General features: G+C 73.8%; 15 protein-coding genes and 1 pseudogene. 6 read left to right on the forward strand and 10 right to left on the reverse strand.

Going from position 1 to position 17,095, the window contains the following annotated elements; translation table 11 throughout:
* Nucleotides 1-123: 123 nt before the first annotated feature.
* Both LG379_RS07245 and fdhA read left to right on the forward strand, forming a co-directional pair.
* Nucleotides 124-825: pseudogene (locus LG379_RS07245) on the forward strand (deaminase); the annotation flags it as partial.
* A gap of 405 nt (nucleotides 826-1,230) precedes the next feature.
* Nucleotides 1,231-2,451 carry a formaldehyde dehydrogenase, glutathione-independent gene (gene fdhA, locus LG379_RS07250; RefSeq protein WP_034222895.1) on the forward strand — a complete coding sequence of 407 codons (1,221 nt, stop codon included), beginning with the start codon at nucleotides 1,231-1,233 and terminating at the stop codon, nucleotides 2,449-2,451.
* Between the two features lie 72 nt (nucleotides 2,452-2,523).
* Here fdhA and LG379_RS07255 read toward each other — a convergent pair whose 3' ends face one another.
* Nucleotides 2,524-4,866, reverse strand: coding sequence for an FdhF/YdeP family oxidoreductase (locus LG379_RS07255; protein WP_225753925.1), 2,343 nt, complete (start codon nucleotides 4,864-4,866; stop codon nucleotides 2,524-2,526).
* Nucleotides 4,867-4,919: 53 nt separating this feature from the next.
* On the opposite strand from LG379_RS07255, the gene fdhD reads away from it, so the two are divergent.
* Complete coding sequence (gene fdhD, locus LG379_RS07260) at nucleotides 4,920-5,771, forward strand: formate dehydrogenase accessory sulfurtransferase FdhD (RefSeq protein ID WP_225753926.1); 852 nt, start codon at nucleotides 4,920-4,922, stop codon at nucleotides 5,769-5,771.
* A gap of 14 nt (nucleotides 5,772-5,785) precedes the next feature.
* Here the strand turns inward: fdhD and LG379_RS07265 are convergent, their stop codons facing one another.
* The 3 genes from LG379_RS07265 to LG379_RS07275 all read right to left on the reverse strand — a co-directional run bounded on the left by LG379_RS07265 (nucleotide 5,786) and on the right by LG379_RS07275 (nucleotide 7,763).
* Nucleotides 5,786-6,103 (reverse strand): DUF1905 domain-containing protein, encoded by a 318-nt coding sequence (locus tag LG379_RS07265; protein WP_225753927.1) that lies wholly within the window; start codon nucleotides 6,101-6,103, stop codon nucleotides 5,786-5,788.
* Between the two features lie 78 nt (nucleotides 6,104-6,181).
* Nucleotides 6,182-7,093, reverse strand: a complete 912-nt coding sequence (locus LG379_RS07270) for a 2-hydroxyacid dehydrogenase (protein ID WP_225753928.1) — start codon at nucleotides 7,091-7,093, stop codon at nucleotides 6,182-6,184.
* Between the two features lie 118 nt (nucleotides 7,094-7,211).
* Nucleotides 7,212-7,763, reverse strand: a complete 552-nt coding sequence (locus tag LG379_RS07275) for a hypothetical protein (protein WP_225753929.1) — start codon at nucleotides 7,761-7,763, stop codon at nucleotides 7,212-7,214.
* A 175-nt stretch (nucleotides 7,764-7,938) separates the two neighbouring features.
* On the opposite strand from LG379_RS07275, the gene LG379_RS07280 reads away from it, so the two are divergent.
* A complete protein-coding gene (locus LG379_RS07280; RefSeq protein ID WP_225753930.1) occupies nucleotides 7,939-9,309 on the forward strand; it encodes an MFS transporter in 1,371 nt (456 codons plus the stop codon).
* Here the strand turns inward: LG379_RS07280 and rlmC are convergent.
* Nucleotides 9,273-10,406 (reverse strand): 23S rRNA (uracil(747)-C(5))-methyltransferase RlmC, encoded by a 1,134-nt coding sequence (gene rlmC, locus LG379_RS07285; RefSeq protein WP_225753931.1) that lies wholly within the window; start codon nucleotides 10,404-10,406, stop codon nucleotides 9,273-9,275. The genes LG379_RS07280 and rlmC overlap by 37 nt on opposite strands.
* Nucleotides 10,407-10,548: 142 nt before the next feature.
* Complete coding sequence (locus LG379_RS07290; RefSeq protein WP_225753932.1) at nucleotides 10,549-11,130, reverse strand: GNAT family N-acetyltransferase; 582 nt, start codon at nucleotides 11,128-11,130, stop codon at nucleotides 10,549-10,551.
* A gap of 144 nt (nucleotides 11,131-11,274) precedes the next feature.
* Between LG379_RS07290 and LG379_RS07295 the strand changes: the two genes are divergently transcribed.
* Both LG379_RS07295 and LG379_RS07300 read left to right on the forward strand, forming a co-directional pair.
* Nucleotides 11,275-11,523 carry an SCO4226 family nickel-binding protein gene (locus tag LG379_RS07295; RefSeq protein ID WP_225753933.1) on the forward strand — a complete coding sequence of 83 codons (249 nt, stop codon included), beginning with the start codon at nucleotides 11,275-11,277 and terminating at the stop codon, nucleotides 11,521-11,523.
* 89 nt (nucleotides 11,524-11,612) lie between these two features.
* The gene (locus tag LG379_RS07300; RefSeq protein ID WP_225753934.1) at nucleotides 11,613-12,146 is read left to right on the forward strand and encodes a hypothetical protein; all 534 of its coding nucleotides are present in this window, start codon (nucleotides 11,613-11,615) and stop codon (nucleotides 12,144-12,146) included.
* A 33-nt stretch (nucleotides 12,147-12,179) separates the two neighbouring features.
* Here LG379_RS07300 and dinB read toward each other — a convergent pair whose 3' ends face one another.
* The 4 genes from dinB to LG379_RS07320 form a co-directional block, all read right to left on the reverse strand.
* Nucleotides 12,180-13,439, reverse strand: a complete 1,260-nt coding sequence (gene dinB / locus LG379_RS07305; protein WP_225753935.1) for a DNA polymerase IV — start codon at nucleotides 13,437-13,439, stop codon at nucleotides 12,180-12,182.
* Nucleotides 13,440-13,513: 74 nt separating this feature from the next.
* The gene (locus LG379_RS07310; protein ID WP_225753936.1) at nucleotides 13,514-15,166 is read right to left on the reverse strand and encodes an alpha-amylase family protein; all 1,653 of its coding nucleotides are present in this window, start codon (nucleotides 15,164-15,166) and stop codon (nucleotides 13,514-13,516) included.
* Between the two features lie 69 nt (nucleotides 15,167-15,235).
* Nucleotides 15,236-16,249 carry a PQQ-binding-like beta-propeller repeat protein gene (locus LG379_RS07315; RefSeq protein ID WP_225753937.1) on the reverse strand — a complete coding sequence of 338 codons (1,014 nt, stop codon included), beginning with the start codon at nucleotides 16,247-16,249 and terminating at the stop codon, nucleotides 15,236-15,238.
* A gap of 55 nt (nucleotides 16,250-16,304) precedes the next feature.
* The gene (locus LG379_RS07320) at nucleotides 16,305-17,066 is read right to left on the reverse strand and encodes a YqjF family protein (protein WP_225753938.1); all 762 of its coding nucleotides are present in this window, start codon (nucleotides 17,064-17,066) and stop codon (nucleotides 16,305-16,307) included.
* Nucleotides 17,067-17,095: the final 29 nt, after the last annotated feature.

The following is a 17,095-nucleotide window of genomic DNA, read 5'->3' on the forward strand; positions in this document are numbered from 1 at the left end:
GGTGCCGCGCGGGTCCTGCGCCCGTCGCCGCGGAGGGGCGCCGGTACCGGCGCCGACGTCGTGAGCCGCCGTCGGCAAGCCGGGGCGTGCGGTCCCGGCACCTACCGGCCTACCGTGCTCGACATGACCCCGCACGTGCGCCAGCTCCGCGTCGTCCTCAACACCGACGACCTGCCCGCAGCCCTCGCGTTCTACCGGGACGCGCTGGGGCTCGCGGGCCTGGAGGCGTTCTCCGGGCCCGACGACGCCGAGGTCGTCATCCTCGACGCCGGCCGGGCGACGCTCGAGCTCGCGAACCCGGCGCAGTCGCAGCTCATCGCCGACGTGGAGACGGGCGGGGTCGCCAGCACGCCCGTCCGCCTGGCGTTCGAGGTCGACGACGCCGCGATCGCGACGGTGGCGCTCACCGACGCATCGGCACCGCTCGTGGCGGCGCCGGTCCGGACCCCCTGGGAGTCGCTCAACGCGCGCGTCACCGACCCCGAGGGACTCCACGTCACCGTGTTCCAGGAGCTGGCGGGTCACCCGCCGGCGAGCCTGGTGGGCACCGAGGTGGCGGGCCTGGGGGAGGAGGGGCTGCTCGCCCGCGCCGTCCAGATGGCGCAGTCGAACGCCGAGGCCGGAGCCGAGCCGTTCGGGGCGATCGCGGTGTACGAGGGCGTCGTCGTCGGCGTCGGGGTGAACACGCGGGACGTGGCCGTGGACCCGACCGCGCACGCCGAGGTCGAGGCGGTCCGCGACGCGGCCCGTCGGCTGGGGCGCGCCGACCTGGCGGGGGTGACCGTGTACTCGAGCTGCGAGCCGTGCCCCGTCTGCCGGACGGTCGCCGCGGTCGCCCGGTCGACGAGGTCGTCTACGCCGCCGAGGCGGCGCTCGTGCCGGCCGCGGTCAGCGACATCCCCGCCGAGCTGTGCCGCGTCGTCGCCCAGTACCGTCCCGAGCGCGTCCGCCCGGGTGTCACCGGCCTCACGCGGGAGCAGCTCGCGGCGCCCTTCGCCACGTTCCTGGAGCGCCGCGCGACCCCGTGACGCGCCTGCTGCCCGGCTGGTGGTCTGCCATGCTGAGACGACGACGTCTCAGCATCCGACCCGGTACCCCGGCTCCGTGCGTGGTCACGATCCGGTCACGGTCCGATCCCGATTCCGCTCGCGGTACCGGCCTGCGAGGTCGAAGGTGGAGGGACGGGCCGACCAGCAGGGGTCGGTCCATGACGGTCAAGGAGGATCGTCCGTGTCAGGAAACCGCGCTATCGCGTACAAGGGTCCGGGCAAGGTCGAGGTCATCGACGTCGACTACCCGACCTTCGAGCTCCAGGACGGGCCCGGCGTCAACCCCGCCAACGTCGGCCGCAAGGTGAACCACGGCGTCATCCTCAAGACGGTGGCGACGAACATCTGCGGCTCGGACCAGCACATGGTCCGCGGTCGGACGACCGCGCCGACCGACCTGGTCCTCGGCCACGAGATCACCGGCGAGGTGGTCGAGGTCGGCTCGGACGTCGAGTTCATCAAGGTCGGCGACCTCGTCTCGGTGCCGTTCAACATCGCCTGCGGCCGCTGCCGCAACTGCAAGGAACGCAAGACCGGCATCTGCCTCAACGTGAACCCCGACCGCCCGGGCAGCGCCTACGGGTACGTGGACATGGGCGGCTGGGTCGGCGGGCAGGCCGAGTACGTGCTCGTGCCCTACGCCGACTGGAACCTGCTGAAGTTCCCGGACAAGGACCGGGCGATGGAGAAGATCCTCGACCTCGCCATGCTGTCGGACATCTTCCCGACGGGCTTCCACGGTGCGGTCACGGCCGGCGTCGGCGTCGGTGCGACGGTCTACGTCGCCGGTGCCGGCCCGGTGGGCCTCGCCGCTGCCACGGGCGCACAGCTGCTGGGCGCCGCCGTCGTGATCGTGGGCGACCTCAACGAGGACCGGCTCGCCCAGGCCCGCAGCTTCGGCTGCGAGACCATCGACGTGTCCAAGGGCGACCCGGGGGAGCAGATCGCGGAGATCCTCGGGGTGCCCGAGGTGGACTGCGGCGTCGACGCCGTCGGCTTCGAGGCGCGCGGCCACGGCCAGGACGCGAGCCACGAGGCGCCGGCGACGGTGCTCAACTCGCTCATGGACATCACCAAGGCCGGTGGGGCGCTCGGCATCCCCGGCCTGTACGTCACGGGTGACCCGGGCGGCATCGACGAGGCCGCCCAGAAGGGCTCCCTGTCGCTCAGCCTGGGCACCGGCTGGGCCAAGTCGCTGTCCTTCACCACGGGCCAGTGCCCGGTCATGAAGTACAACCGCGACCTCATGATGGCGATCCTGCACGACCGGGTGAGCATCGCGAAGAACGTCAAGGCGACCCCGATCACGCTCGACAAGGCCCCGGAGGGCTACGCCGAGTTCGACGCGGGCGCGGCGAAGAAGTACGTGCTCGACCCGAACGGGTACCTCGGCGCCGCCTGAGGACCACGCGGCGGGCCCGGGCCCTCGGGGTCCGGGCCCGCCGTGCGTCCCACGGCGCCCGGCCCGCTGCGCTCAGGCGGCCGCCGGCTCCAGACGGATGACGACGCTCTTGCTCGTGGGGGTGTTCGAGTCGTCGGCGGTGGAGTCGAGCGGCACGAGCACGTTCGTCTCGGGGAAGTAGGCGGCGGCGCAGCCCCGGGCCGTGTCGTAGGCGACGACGCGGAAGGCCTCGGCCCGCCGCTCGACGCCGTCGGTGAACTCCGACACGAGGTCCACCACGTCGCCGTCGGCGAACCCCAGCTCGTCCAGGTCGGCGGCGTTGACCAGGACCACGCGCCGCCCGCCGTGGATGCCGCGGTACCGGTCGTCCGGGCCGTAGACCGTGGTGTTGTACTGGTCGTGGGACCGCAGGGTCTGCAGCAGCAGGCGGCCGGGCGGCGTCCGGGGCCACCACAGCGGGGTCGTCGTGAAGTGTGCCTTCGTGCTCGTCGTCTCGAAGGTCCGGACGTCGTGCGGGCCGTGCGGCAGCCGGAAGCCGCCGGGGTCGTCGATGCGTCGCTCGTAGTCCACGAACCCCGGCACCACCGCCTCGATGTGCCGGCGGATCAGACGGTAGTCGTCCTCCATCGCCTGCCAGTCCGCCTCCGGAGCGCCCGGCCGCGGGCGGCCGTCGTCGTCGTGGAAGAGCGCGCTGGCCAGGCGGCACACGATCGCGATCTCCGAGAGCAGGCCCTTCGCCGGGGGCTGCAGGTGTCCCGAGGACGCGTGGACCATCGACATCGAGTCCTCGACCGTGACGCGCTGCCGGCCGGTGCGCTGGACGTCGAGGTCGGAGCGTCCGAGGGTCGGCAGGATGATCGCCGTCCGCCCGGGCGCGAGGTGGGAGTGGTTGAGCTTCGTGCTGACCTGCACGGTCATCGCGCAGGAGCGCAGCGCGGCCTCGGTGACCGCCGTGTCCGGCGCGGCCTTGAGGAAGTTGCCGCCCATCCCCATGAAGAAGCGCACCCGGCCGTCGCGCATGGCGCGGATCGTGTCCACGGTGTCGTGCCCCGCCTCGCGCGGGCTGGCGAAGCCGAACTCCGCCTCGAGCCGGTCCAGGAACGGCTGCGGCATCTTCTCGAAGATGCCCATCGTGCGGTCGCCCTGGACGTTGGAGTGCCCGCGCACCGGGAGCAGGCCCGCGCCGGGGCGCCCGAGGTTGCCCTGGAGCAGCACGAGGTTGACGATCTCCTTGATCGTCGCGACGGCGTGCTTGTGCTGGGTGAGCCCCATGGCCCAGGCGACGATCGTCCGGTCGGAGTCGAGGAGCATCTCGCCGACCTCGCGGATCTGCGCCTCGCTCAGGCCCGTCGCCTCCTCGATGTCGCTCCACGGTGTCGCCCGCAGGTTCGCGGCGTACTCCTCGATGCCCACGGTGTGCTGCTCGACGAAGGCGTGGTCCAGCACCGAGGTCAGGCCGATCGAGCGCCGACCGGCGTCCTCCGCCTCGAGCAGCACCTTGCCCAGACCCAGGAACACGCCCAGGTCCCCGCCGAGGCGCACCTGGAGGTGGACGTCCGCGATCCGCGTCCCCCGGCCGAGCATGCCGTGGACCCGCTGGGGGTTCCGGTAGTGGGTGAGCCCGGCCTCCGGCAGCGGGTTGATCGCGACGATCCGCGCGCCCTGCTCCTTCGCCTTCTCCAGCGAGGTCAGCATGCGCGGGTGGTTCGTCCCGGGGTTCTGCCCCGCGATGAGGATGAGCTTGGCGGTCTCGACGTCGTGCAGCGTGACCGAGCCCTTGCCGATGCCGATCGTCTTGCCGAGCGCCTCGCCGGAGGACTCGTGGCACATGTTCGAGCAGTCGGGGAGGTTGTTCGTGCCGTACCCCCGGACCATGAGCTGGTAGAGGAACGCCGCCTCGTTCGACGTCCGGCCGGAGGTGTAGAACGCCGCCTGGTCGGGGCTGTCGAGGCTCCGGAGCTGGTCCGCGATGCGCCGGAAGGCGTCCTCCCAGCTGATCGGGCGGTAGTGGGTGTCGCCGTCCTCGCGCAGCATCGGCGTCGTGAGGCGGCCCTGGCGGTTGAGCCAGTGGTCGTCGCGCTCGTACAGGGCGTCGATCGAGTGCTCCGCGAAGAGCTCCGGCCGGACCTTCTTGCGCGTCGCCTCCGACGCGAGCGCCTTGGCGCCGTTCTCGCAGAACTCGGCGTGGCTGCGGTCCGGTGCGCTCGGGTCGGGCCAGGCGCAGCTCATGCAGTCGAAGCCGGCGGGCTGGTTCATCCGGAGCAGACCGCTGAGCGTCCGGACCGGCCCCATCTCCCGCAGCGCGTGCTGCATCGCCGTCGTCACGCCCGGCACACCGGCCGCGGTGCGCTTGCGGCGACCCACCTCCACCGTGTCGGCGGGTCGGTCGAGGTCGTCTGCGGGCGTCGTCGCCATCCACCCATGCTAGGTCGGCGGCGCCCGTACGGCTCCTGGTACAGGCTGTCCTCATGCGGATCACGAAACGGTGGCGGGTGCGCCGGCTCTCTGCCGACGGCGGCACGCGCGATCGCGCCGACGTGCTCGCGGGCGAGGAGCCGCTCGAGATCCGCGTGGGGGGACGCTCGTACGCGGTCACGATGCGCACCCCCGGGCACGACGTCGAGCTGGTGGCCGGGTTCCTCGTCTCGGAGGGCGTCCTGGCGGCGGCCGACGACGTCCTGCTCATGGACGACCGCGCCGGGGTCACGGCCACGGGGGAGCGGGACCGGAACGTGGTGGACGTGCGGCTCGCCCCCGGGGTCGCGCCGCCCGACGCGTCGCGGCACCGGCACGTCTACACGACGAGCAGCTGCGGGGTGTGCGGGACGGCGTCGATCGACGCGGTGCGGACGGTCAGCCGGTTCGACGTGGCGTCCGACGACGTCGCGGTCCCGCTGCGCACGCTGCTGGGGCTGCCCGCGCGGCTGCGTGCGGAGCAGGAGGTGTTCGGCCGCACCGGCGGCGTGCACGCGGCGGCGCTGCTGTCGATCCCGGCACAGGGGGGCCCGCACGACGACGACGGCGCGCTGCTGTGCGTCCGGGAGGACGTCGGGCGGCACAACGCGGTGGACAAGGTCGTCGGGTGGGCGGTGCTGGGCGGCAGGCTCCCGCTGCGCCGGACCGTCCTGCAGGTGTCCGGGCGCGCGTCCTTCGAGCTCGTGCAGAAGGCGGCCATGGCGGGGATCCCGGTGCTCTCGGCGGTGTCCGCGCCGTCCGCGCTCGCGGTGGAGCTCGGGGAGGAGCTCGGCGTCACCGTCGTCGGCTTCAACCGCGGGGACGCGCTCAACGTGTACAGCCGCGTGGAGCGCGTCGTGCCGTGAGCCGCGAGGGTCGGTCAGAGGTCGACCAGCTCCACGCGCACGTGGGTCGTCGTGCCGGGCAGCAGACCCTCGGCGGTACGGACGGCCTTCTTCACCGGGAGGACGTACGTGCCGGCGGAGGAGTCCGGGAACAGGGAGGTGCGCCACACCGTCCGGCCGATCGTCACCTCCACGCGGACCGACCCGAAGCCGCGCGCCCTGCTGCCGACCACGTCGAGGATCTCGTCCGCCTGCGCCTCCGGCACGCTGACGAAGGTCCAGGTGTCGGTCTTGCGGGCGTCCCACACCCACACCTCCGCGTCGAACTCGTACGCCGTGCCCGCGGTGCTCACCGGGACAGCGTGGCGCACGGCACCGACAGGACGCGCTGTCGCGCTCCTGGCGTCCGGGGGTGACCGCGCGAGGGCGCGTCAGCGCACGACGTTCTCCAGCGGCTCGCCGGCCGAGAAGCGTCGGACCTGCGCCTCGGTCAGCCGGCGCGCGCGCGGCTCGAAGGCGCTCGTGTTGCCGCCGACGTGCGGCGTCATGAGCAGCCCCCGTGCGTGCCAGAGCGGGTGCCCGGGCGGGGGCGGCTCCGGGTCCGTGACGTCGACGGCGGCGCGCAGCCGCCCGGTCGCCAGCTCCGCGAGCAGCGCGTCCGTGTCGACGACGGCGCCGCGGGCGACGTTCACCACGACCGCGCCGTCGGGCAGCGCCCCGAGGAACGACGCGTCGACCAGGTGCCGCGTCGCGGTGGTGAGCGGGACCACGAGGATCACCACGTCCGCCGTCGGCAGCAGGGCAGCGAGCTCGTCGATACCGTGCACCACGGTGCCGTCCGGCTCCCTCCGGGTCCGGCTCGCGACGGGGACCACCTCGCACTCGAACGGCTCGAGCCGGCGGCCCACGGCCCGGCCGATCGAGCCCCAGCCGACGACGAGGACCCGCCGGTCGGCGAGCGCGGGGTGGCGCACGTGCGCCCAGCTCTGCGCGGCCTGGTCCCGCACCGCGTCGTCGATCCGGCGCAGCGACGCGATCGTCAGGCCGACGGCGAGCTCGGCGGTGCTCGCGTCGTGCACCCCCCTCGCGTTGCAGAGGGTCACCCCGGGCGGCACGAGGTCGGCGAGGTGCTCGACGCCCGCGGTCAGCGACTGGACCGCGCGCAGCGCGGGCAGCCCGCGGCGCAGCGGGTCGACCGCCCAGGCGTCGAACGTGTACGGCACGACGAAGAGGCCGACCCGGTCCAGGACGTCGGCGGCGGGGAGCGGCCCACCGTCCCAGACGGCGACCTCGACGCCGTCCGCCTCGACGGGGAAGGGGCTGAGGACGACGGGTCTGCTCATGGGCCCGATCATCCCGCTCCCACTCGCTGCCCGACGCCCTGTCCGAGCCCGTCGGAGCCCCTCGTCGGGACGGCCCGCCCCCGCGAGGGACGGGCCGTCCGCCGTGCAGGGCAGCGGGTCAGCGCTTCGCGAGCTTGGCGAGGATCCCCTGCTTGACCTCCTCGGGCTTCTGCAGCTCACCCTGCTGCGCGTTGAGCACCAGCACCGAGCCGACGAGCGCCGGGGTCACCCACTGGAGCACCTTCTGCTGCTTCTGAGCCTTCGCCACGTCCTCGGGAGTGGCCGCGGACGGCGTCACCGCGCTCTCGGCGGGGGCGTCGGCGGCCTGGGCGATCTTCGCGCCGAGGGCACCGCTCCAGGCGGTGGTCCCCAGGGCGGCGGCGGTCAGCGCGAGCTTCGCGACCGTGCTGGCGCCCACGCCCTGCTGGACGGCGAGACGGTCCTTGTTCGCCCAGAGCAGGCCGGCGCCCCCGACGAGGTGCGCACCGATCGCGGCCGCGTTGAGCGGCGCCCACTTGCCCCACCCTGCGGAGGCCGTCTTGAGGCGCTCGGTGGGGTTGGAGACGACCTTCGAGGCGCCGTTGAGGCCGACGGCACCCATGAGGTTGCCGCCGAACCACGCGGCGGCGCCGAGGTCGTGCAGCGAGCGGATGACGGTGTTCGTGCTCATGGGTGTCCCCCAAAGGGTGTCGTCGGAGCGCTGGAGGCGCGGGCGCGGCGGGCCGCCGCGCGACGTCCACCGTCCGTCGAGGTCTTCATGAGCGCATCTGGGGGAGCACGCCGGGTCGGGTCCGGCCAGGGCGCGCTCAGGTGATCACGGGGGCGCGGCGTAGCATCTCGCCTTTGTGAGCGCTCTCGTGGAGGCCGTGCTGCCGCGTCGCCTCGGCACCGACTTCCGGTGGCTCATGGGCTCGTCCTGGACGAGCAACCTGGGTGACGGCATCGCGCTCGCGGCGGGACCCCTGCTGGTGGCCTCTCTGACGGACGACGCGCGGGTCGTCGCGCTGGCGGCGGGTCTGCAGTGGCTCCCACCCCTGCTGCTCGGTCTGCCGGCCGGTGCGCTCACGGACCGGCTGGACCGCCGCCGCATCGTCATCACGGTCAACGTCGTCCGCGTCGTGGTGCTGCTCGTGCTGGCAGCGCTCCTGCTCACGGGCCAGGCGCCGGTCGTCGTCGTCCTCGTGACCCTCTTCGTGCTCGCCAGCGCCGAGGTGTTCGCGGACAACAGCGCCCAGACGTTCCTGCCGACGCTCGTCGCGCGCGACGACCTCGCCGTGGCGAACGCCCGGCTGCAGGCCGGCTTCGTCACCGTCAACCAGCTCGCCGGGCCGCCGATCGGCGCCGCGCTCTTCGCCCTCGGCGCGATGTGGCCGTGGTCCACGCAGGCGCTGGTCATGGCGCTGAGCGTCGCGCTCGTGTCCCGCGTGGCCCTGCCCCCGCACGGCCGGGAGCGGGCGCCGCGCTCGCACCTGCGGCGCGACATCGCCGAGGGCTTCCGGTGGGTGCGCCACCACGCCGCCGTGCGGACGCTCGTCATCACGATCCTCGTGTTCAACGTGACGTTCGGGGCGGCGTGGTCGGTGCTCGTGCTGTACGCGACCGAACGGATCGGACTCGGTCCCGTCGGCTACGGACTGCTCACGACCGTCGGCGCGGTCGGCGGCGTCGTCGGCATCGCGGCGTACGGGTGGCTGACGCGCCGGGTCAGCCTGGGCAACCTCATGCGCGCGGGCCTCGTCATCGAGGCGCTGACGCACCTGGGGCTCGCTCTGGCCCGGAGCCCGTGGGTCGCGCTGCCGATCTTCTTCGTCTTCGGCCTCCACGCCTTCGTCTGGGGGACGACCTCGACGACGATCCGCCAGCGCGCCGTGCCGCGCGAGCTCCAGGGCCGCGTGGGCAGCGTCAACCTCGTCGGGGTGTTCGGAGGGCTCGTCGTCGGCTCCGCCATCGGCGGCGTGCTCGCCGAGCGGTGGGGCGTGACCGCGCCGTTCTGGTTCGCGTTCGTCGGGTCGGTGCTGTTCGTCGTCCTGCTCTGGGGGCAGCTGCGGCACGTCGCGCACGCCGACGACGCCCTCACCATCCCTGACGCCCCCGACTCCCGTGACGCCCCGACGCCCCGGACGCCCCTGACGCCCCGGACGCCCCCGACTCCCGGGACGCCGAGCGGCCCTAGCCGCCGTCAGGCACGGCGCTCCAGGAGCACGGCGACCTCGTAGTGGGTGGTCTGCGGGAACATGTCGAGCAGCCGCGCCTGCACGGGCGCCAGCGACGGCATCGCGGCGAGGTCGCGCGCGAGGGACACGGCGTTGCAGCTGGAGTACACGACGTGGCGCGCCCGTGATGCCTCGAGCCACCCGGCCAGCTCGGCACCGATGCCGCGCCGGGGCGGGTTGACGACGACGAGGTCCGGCGCCGTCTCCGGCGGCGACCGCAGCGCGAACGCCGTCGCGTCGTCGGCGACGAAGCCCGCCCGGACCAGGCCGGCCTCGCCCGCGGACAGTCGCGCGCTGGCCACGGCCTCGGCGCTCACCTCCACGCCGACGACGTCGCGCCCGGGCGCGGCGAGGTGCAGCGCGAAGCCCCCGACCCCGCAGTACAGGTCCCACACGGACCGCGGCGTCGCGGTGTCCACCCAGGCGCGCGCCTGCCGGTACAGGGCGGCGGCGACGGGCGTGTTCGTCTGGAAGAAGCTCTGCGGGCGCAGGTGCAGGGTGACGTCGTCGAGCCGCATGGGCAAGGTCTCGTGCTCGGTGAGGAGGATCTCCACGTCGCCCTCGAGGACCGCCTTGTGCTCCGGTTGCACGTTGACCGACGCCACGCGCACCGCCGGGAGGGCGGCGCGCAGGGTGGGCAGGTGCTTGCGGATGCGGCTCACCGCCTCCGTGGACCGCAGCACGAACCGGACCATGAGGTCGCCGTCGGGCGACTCGGTGGCGAGGAGGTGCTTGAGCTCCCCGCGCCGCGCCGGCACGTCGTAGGGGACCAGCGCCGCGAGGGTCACGAAGCGGGCCAGGGCCGGGAGCGCGGCGTGGAGCCCGGGGGAGTGGAGCCCGCAGTCGCGCAGGTCGACGCCGTGGCCGTCGGCGTCGAGGATGCCGAGGGTCGGGTGCTCCACCGTGCCGCCGACGACCATCTTCGCCTTGTTCCGGAACCGCTGCTCCGGACTGAGGACGGGCGGCAGCCAGGCGAGGCCGGGTGGGTCGCCGAGCAGCTCGCGAGCGTGACGCTCCTTGCCCTCGACCTGGTCGGCGTAGGGCGTCGGGAGGAGCGTGCAGGACCGGCACAGCGCCGCGTCGTAGTAGTGGCACCGCACCCGCGGAGTCTACGGTCGCCGTCCTCAGCCCTGGCTGCGAGGTGGTCAGGGCGAGGCCGGGCTCGTCCGGGGAGGTCCTGCACCGTCGCGCGGTCGATGCCGAGAGGCCGTCCGAGACCTCTGGCGCGCGCCTCGGCCGGCGCTACGGCTCCCGGGGGTGCTGAGCGACCTCGCGGCGCATGATCCAGCGCTCGCGGTGGCCGCTGTGCGCCGTCGTCGGACTGACGCGGTGGAACCCGGCGGCCTCGAAGAGCTCGACCGTGCCGACGTAGCCTGCGACGACGTCGACTCGGGTGCCGCCGGTCTCGACGGGGTAGCCCTCGATCACCGCGGCCCCGTGGGCGACCGCGTGCTCGACGGCCCCCGCGAGCAGCACGTGCATCAGCCCCTGCCGCCGGAACGGTGCCCGCACGACGAAGCAGACGACGCTCCACGGGTCACGGTCGTCCAGCACCGGGATGGTCCGGCTGTTCATGAGGCGCCGGTAGGAGCTCCGGGGAGCGACCGAGCACCAGCCCGCGACGTCGCCGTCGACGTAGGCGAGCACCCCCGGCCCCGGCTCGGTCGCGCACTCGCCCGCCATGTACGCGGGCCGCTCCGTGTTCCTCACCCGCGAGTCCCGGTAGCTCATGCACCAGCAGGCGCCCGCGTCCGGGCGCTGCGTGCCCACGACGGTGGCGACGTCCTCGAAGCGCCCGACGGCGGGGCGCACCACGGTGGCCATCCGGCCACGCTAGAGGAGGGCGCCGCCGCAGGCCGCTCTCGGGGTGGCACCACGGCAGCACTTTTCATCTATCGGCGACCGGGGAGGAGGAGTAGACCAGGGAACCACCGGCGCAATGGCGCGCGGGCCGAACCAGGAGACCTCATGCCCACGTTCATGGACGTCCACCACGGGATGCACGGCATCACCCCTGAGGCGCTCAAGGCGGCGCACCAGGCGGACCTCGACATCCAGGGGGAGGAGGGCGTCGACTTCCAGCGCGCCTGGGCCGACCCGGAGGCCGGCATGGTGTGGTGCCTCTCCGAGGCGCCGGACGCCGACGCCGTCAAGCGCATCCACGAGCGTGCTGGTCACCCGGCGTCCGAGGTCCACGAGGTCCCCGTCGTGGTGTGACGGAGGTCCTTCCTGTCCCTCTCTCAGGCGGCGCACCCGGCCGTCCTGTCCTGCTGATGCGCGACCCGTCCCTGCCCCCGGAGGCTGTCATGTCCCGTCGTTCCCTCGCCCTCGCGATGTCCCTCCCGCTCGTGGCGGCCGTCGCCGCCCCGGCAGCTGCCGGCCACCACGGCGAGGCGCCGGAGGCCTCGCGCGGCGCCGTCGTCCACCAGGTCGAGCTGCACGCGCTGAACGACTCGGGAGTCCAAGGCAAGGCGGTGCTCGTCCAGCGCGACGGCGTCCTTCGCGTCCACCTCACCGCCCGCGGTCTTGAGCCCGACATGCTCCACCCGCAGCACATCCACGGCCTACCGGGCTCGGCGGAGGCGACCTGCCCGCCGGCGTCGGCCGCGGGCGACGACGGCGTGCTGACGCTGGTCGAAGGGCTCCCGTACTACGGCGGCGTCCTCGTCGACCTCGCCCCGTACACCACCGCACCGCAGGGGCACATCAACTACCACCGCACGTTCGAGGTGACAGGCGACGTCGCGGACCTCACGGACGAGGCGATCGTCGTGCACGGCGCGTTCGTCGACGGCCAGTACGTGGCGTCGCTCCCTGTCGCCTGCGGCACGATCGATTGACGAGGCGCGCCCGACGGACGCGCCGCACCGGCCTCACAGGTCGTGCTCCGCGAGCTCGCGGAACTCCTCGGGCACGGTCGCACCCCGGCTGAGCAGCGCGGGCAGGTAGCCGACCGCGTCGCGGCCGAACCTGGTCCGGACACGGTCCATGGACCCGTCCACCGCGCGCCGTGCCGCGCCCGGGACGGTCCCGGGCCGCCACGGGTCCTGCGGCGGCAGGTCGAGCTCGAGCTGCACGGTGCGTTGCGTGGTCAGGTGGGACACGGACACCGCGAGCAGCGTGATCTCCGCTCCCGGACCGCGCTCGTCGATGGCCCCCCATGCGAGCCGCTCGGCCACCTCGGTGAGCGTCAGCGTGGACGCGACGGGCTGCGGGAGCGTCCGGGCCCGCGTGGCCCGTCCCATCCCGGCGAACCGGACCGCGACCGTGACGGTCCGCCCGGCCAGGTCCTTCTCCCGCAGCCGGCGCGCGACGCGGTCCGCGAGGTGCGTCAGCGTCGCGCGGACGTCCTCCGGCTGGGGCCGACGCCGGCTCATGGCGGACTGGGCCCCCACCGAGCGTGCGCGCCGCGAGGTGACCACCCGGCGGGGGTCCTCGTCGTGGGCCAGCGCGCTGAGCCGGTGCCCGACGGCGCCGCCGAGGAGCCGCTCGACGAGACTGCCGGGCACCTCCGCGAGCTCGCCCACCGTCCGGATCCCCTGCTCGGCCAGCCGCTTCTCGGTCACGGGGCCGACCCCCCACAGCAGGCCGACCGGCAGCGGGTCGAGGAACGCGCGTTCCGTGCCCGGGTGCACCACGACGAGGCCGTCTGGCTTGGCGACCTGCGAGGCCACCTTCGCCAGGTGCTTGGTCCGCGCGGCCCCGACGGAGATCGGCAGGCCCACCTCGTCGCGCACGCGCCGGCGGATCGTCGCGCCGATGACCTCGGGCGCGCCGAAGAGGTGCGTCGAGCCGGACACGTCCAGGAACGCCTCGTCGATGGAGATCCGCTCCACCGCGGGGGTCACGTCGCGCAGGACGGCCATCGCGGCGTCGCCGAGGCGCTGGTACTCGCGGAAGTGCCCGCGGACGAAGACGAGCCGAGGGCACAGCGTGGCCGCACGCCACCCCGGCATCCCGCCCTGGACGCCGAACGCCTTGGCCTCGTAGGACGCCGCAAGGACCACGCCGCCGGTCGGCCCGCCGCCGACCGCGATCGGGCGGCCGCGCAGCGCGGGGTCCAGCAGCTGCTCCACGGACGCGTAGAAGGCGTCGAGGTCTGCATGGAGGATCGTCGCGCCCTCGCTCGGCATGTCCCGAGCCTAGTCGAACAGGTGTTCGAAGACCAGGCCTCGTGCCTGCAGAGGGACGGCGCCACCGCGCCGGCTCAGAGCAGCCGCTTCTCCTGCCCGCGGACGATGCGCAGCCAGCGGTGGTCGTACCCGTCGAGCTCGACCTGGAGGCACCCGGCCTCGTCGCACGCATTCGTCGTCTCACCGACCATGTCGACCACCCGCGTGGTCGTGTCCGCGTCACGCAGGTGGACGCGCGCCGTCCTGCGGTTCGCGGAGAGGTTGTGTAGCAGGACGAGCTGACCCGTCGTCCCCGTCATCGCGTGGGCCAGTACGGCGGGGTCGTCCTGCTCGAGCAGCTCGAGCCGGCCCCAGCCGATCTCGGGGGACCGCCGGTAGGCGTGCACGAGCGTGCGGATGAAGCTCAGGAGCGAGTCCGACACGTGGAGCTGGTCCGAGACGCTGACGTGCGCCGGCCCGTAGGAGCCCTCGACCACGGGGAGCGTGAAGGCGTCCGGGTCCGCGTTCGAGAAGCCGCCGGTGTCGCCGGAGGACCACTGCATCGGTGTCCGCACGGCGTCCCGCGTCCTGGGCAGGCCCGGGTGCTCGCCCATCCCGATCTCCTCGCCGTAGTACAGGACAGGTGCCCCGGGCAGCGAGAACAGGAGGCTGTAGACCATGCGGACCCGGCGCGGGTCGCCGTCGAGCATGGGAGGCAGTCGCCGGACGATGCCCCGCCCGTGGACCCGCTGGTCCTCCGACGGCGCGAACGCCGCGAACACCTCCTCGCGCTCCTCCACGCTGAGCTGGTCCAGGGTCAGCTCGTCGTGGTTGCGGACGAAGTTGGCCCACTGGTTCGTCAGGGCGATCGCGGGACGGGCACGCAGGGCCTCGACCAGCGGCCCGGCCTCCTGCCGCGCGAGCGCCAGGTAGAGCTGCTGGTTTGCCACGAAGTCGAACTGCATCGTCAGCTCGTCGCCGTCCGAGCCGCCGAAGAAGGCCATCTGCTCCGCGTAGGGGACGTTGACCTCGCCCAGCAGCATCGCGTGACCGCTGCGGCGGCCGACGTACCCGCGGATCGCCCGGAGGTAGTCGTGCTCGTCGCCGTGCTCGCCGTCGATGAGGAAGGGCACCGCGTCGACGCGGAACCCGTCGACGCCCATCTGCAGCCAGAAGCCGACGACCTTCGCGATCTCCTCGCGCACCGCCGGGTTCGCCGTGTTGAGGTCCGGCTGGTGCCGGTAGAACGAGTGCTCGTAGTACTGCCCCGCGGCGTCGTCGAACGACCACACGCCGTCCTCGGCGTCCGGGAACATGCTGGGCCGCTGCTGCGCGGGCGGCTCGTCACGCCACACGTAGAAGTCCCGGTAGGGGCTGTCGGGCGAGCTCCTGGCGGCTCGGAACCAGGGGTGCTGGTCGGACGTGTGGTTCACGACCAGGTCGACGATCACCCGCATGCCCCGGTCGTGTGCCGTGCGGACGACCTCCACGAGGTCGCCCAGGTGGCCGTAGCGCTCGTCCACGCCGAAGTAGTCCGCGATGTCGTAGCCGTTGTCCTGGCGCGGTGACGGGTAGAACGGCGCGAGCCACAGGCACGTCACCCCGAGCTCGGCCAGGTAGTCCAGCCGCTGCGCGAGTCCGGCCAGGTCACCGATGCCGTCGTCGTCCCAGTCCATGTAGGTCTCGAGGTTGAGGTTGTAGTAGACGGCGGTCTTCCACCAGAGGTCGCTGGTGTCGGTGAGGCGCACGGCGGGGCTCCCGGGGTCGAGGGGTGATCAAGCAGTCTCACCCACGACCGACGACGACGCCTCCCGTCGTCACCGCTTCCTCGGGCCGGCGAGGCCGACGACGACGTCCGCCGCCGTGAGGACCAGCTCGTGGTCGACGACCGTGAGCGCCGCCGTCCCGACCGGCAGGTCGGTGTGCCACAGCTCCGTGCCGTCGGTGAGGCGTCGTGCGACGAGGACCAGGTCGCCGTCGGTGTCACGCTCCGGGAGAAGGAGGACCCGACCGTCGGTGAGGCCGTGGCCGGCGACGGCGGGTTCGACCGTCGCCGTCCACAGCGCCTGGCCGGTGCGCACGTCGAGCGTCGTCAGAGCCGTGCCCTCGTCCAGGACCAGCACGCCGTCGACCTGCGCGACGGCCTCCACGGGGCCGGTCCGCACGCGCGGCGTCGACCAGAGCCGGTCGCCTGTGAGGAGGGCGATGCCGCGCAGGTGGGTGCCGTCCCCGGTCACGACCACGAGCGTCCGGGGCACCGAGCCGTCGGTGACGGCCGGCAGGAGGACCGGGCCGGGCAGGGCGTAGCTGCGGGAGCCTCCGCGGACGACGACGCGGCCGCGGTCCCGCTCCCCGTCGGTCGACCAGATCACCCGGGAGCCGTCGGGCAGGGTGCGGTCGATGGCCCCGGCGGGCTCGACGGGCGGTCGGGTGGCTGCGTCCGGTCCGCTGGTCCGCCATGCCTCCGTCGGTGGTCCGTCCAGCTCCTGGAGCACCCCGGGATCCGCCGCGAGCCGCGCCGCGGCGGCAGCGGCGTTGCGGGCGTCGACCACCGTCGTGGCGACCGCGACCACGGTCAGCAGCGCGACAGCGGCCAGGGCCCAACGCCGCCACGACGTCCGGAAGGAGAGCGCGCCGGCGCCCTCACCGCGGGGGTCGCCGCCGTCCGGCCGCTCCTCCCGGGGGTCACCGGGCGACACCGCGCGCAGGGCCACCGCAGCGAGCGCGATCTCGCGCAGCAGGTCCAGGAACTCGTCACGGGTCTCGTCCTCGACGAGCACGACCTCCATGACGTCGCTGTCGTGAGGAGCGTCCGACCCCGGCCGGCGCATGCTGCCAGGCTACCCAGCGGCGGGCGTGGCGTCCCGGGAGAGGGCGCGGCGGAGGTCACCCGTCGACCGGCGTCACCGGACGTCGCGCGTCGAACGGTGCGCCGAACCGGGTCCGCACCCCTCGGGAGAAGAGCACCGAGTCCGGCGGCCGCGTCGCGACGCCTGCCGGCCCGCACGCGGCGACGAGCGTCTCGTCGAGGTGGAGCAGCTCGGCGCGCTGCAGCGGCCACGCCTCGTGCGTGTTCGGGACGTAGAGGGTGCGGCCGAACGCGTGGGTGTGCAGACCCCACCGCGCCGTGAGGAAGTGCTCCAGCGGTCCTGGGTCCGTCACCGCGGCCCCCGGCCGGACGGCCAGCGCCGTCGCCGCCGACCGCGGGCCTGGCCAGCGCCGCCGCGAGTGGTAGCGCACGACGCCGTCGGACTCCCGGACGCTCATCCGTGCCCAGGTGTACGGCAGGCCGAACGCCGCGCGCGCCGCCAGGACGACGGCGAGCCGGGACGCCTCCAGGGTGAGGAACACGACCCCGCGGCGCCCCTGGTCGTCGACCGAGTACAGGCGGATGTTCGTCTCGGCGAACGTGCCGAGGTAGGGGATCGCAGGCCCCCGACCGACTCCCGCGCCGACCATCCGGAACGGGACGAGGCCGACCCACGTGGCGCCGTCGTGCACGTCGGGGTGGGTCCCGGCGGGAAGGAGCGGCGCGACGACGGCCGGGTCGGCACGCCAGTGCACGAACGTGAGGTCCCGCCATGCCTGGCCCATGATGCGTGCGCCCGGCAGCACCGGGGCGGTCACGGTCAGCGGCTGCGCGCCCATGGCTCCACTGTGCACCCGTGGTGCGGGGC

Origin of the sequence: Actinotalea sp. Marseille-Q4924, assembly GCF_916618755.1 — a bacterium.
Taxonomy (GTDB): domain Bacteria; phylum Actinomycetota; class Actinomycetes; order Actinomycetales; family Cellulomonadaceae; genus Actinotalea.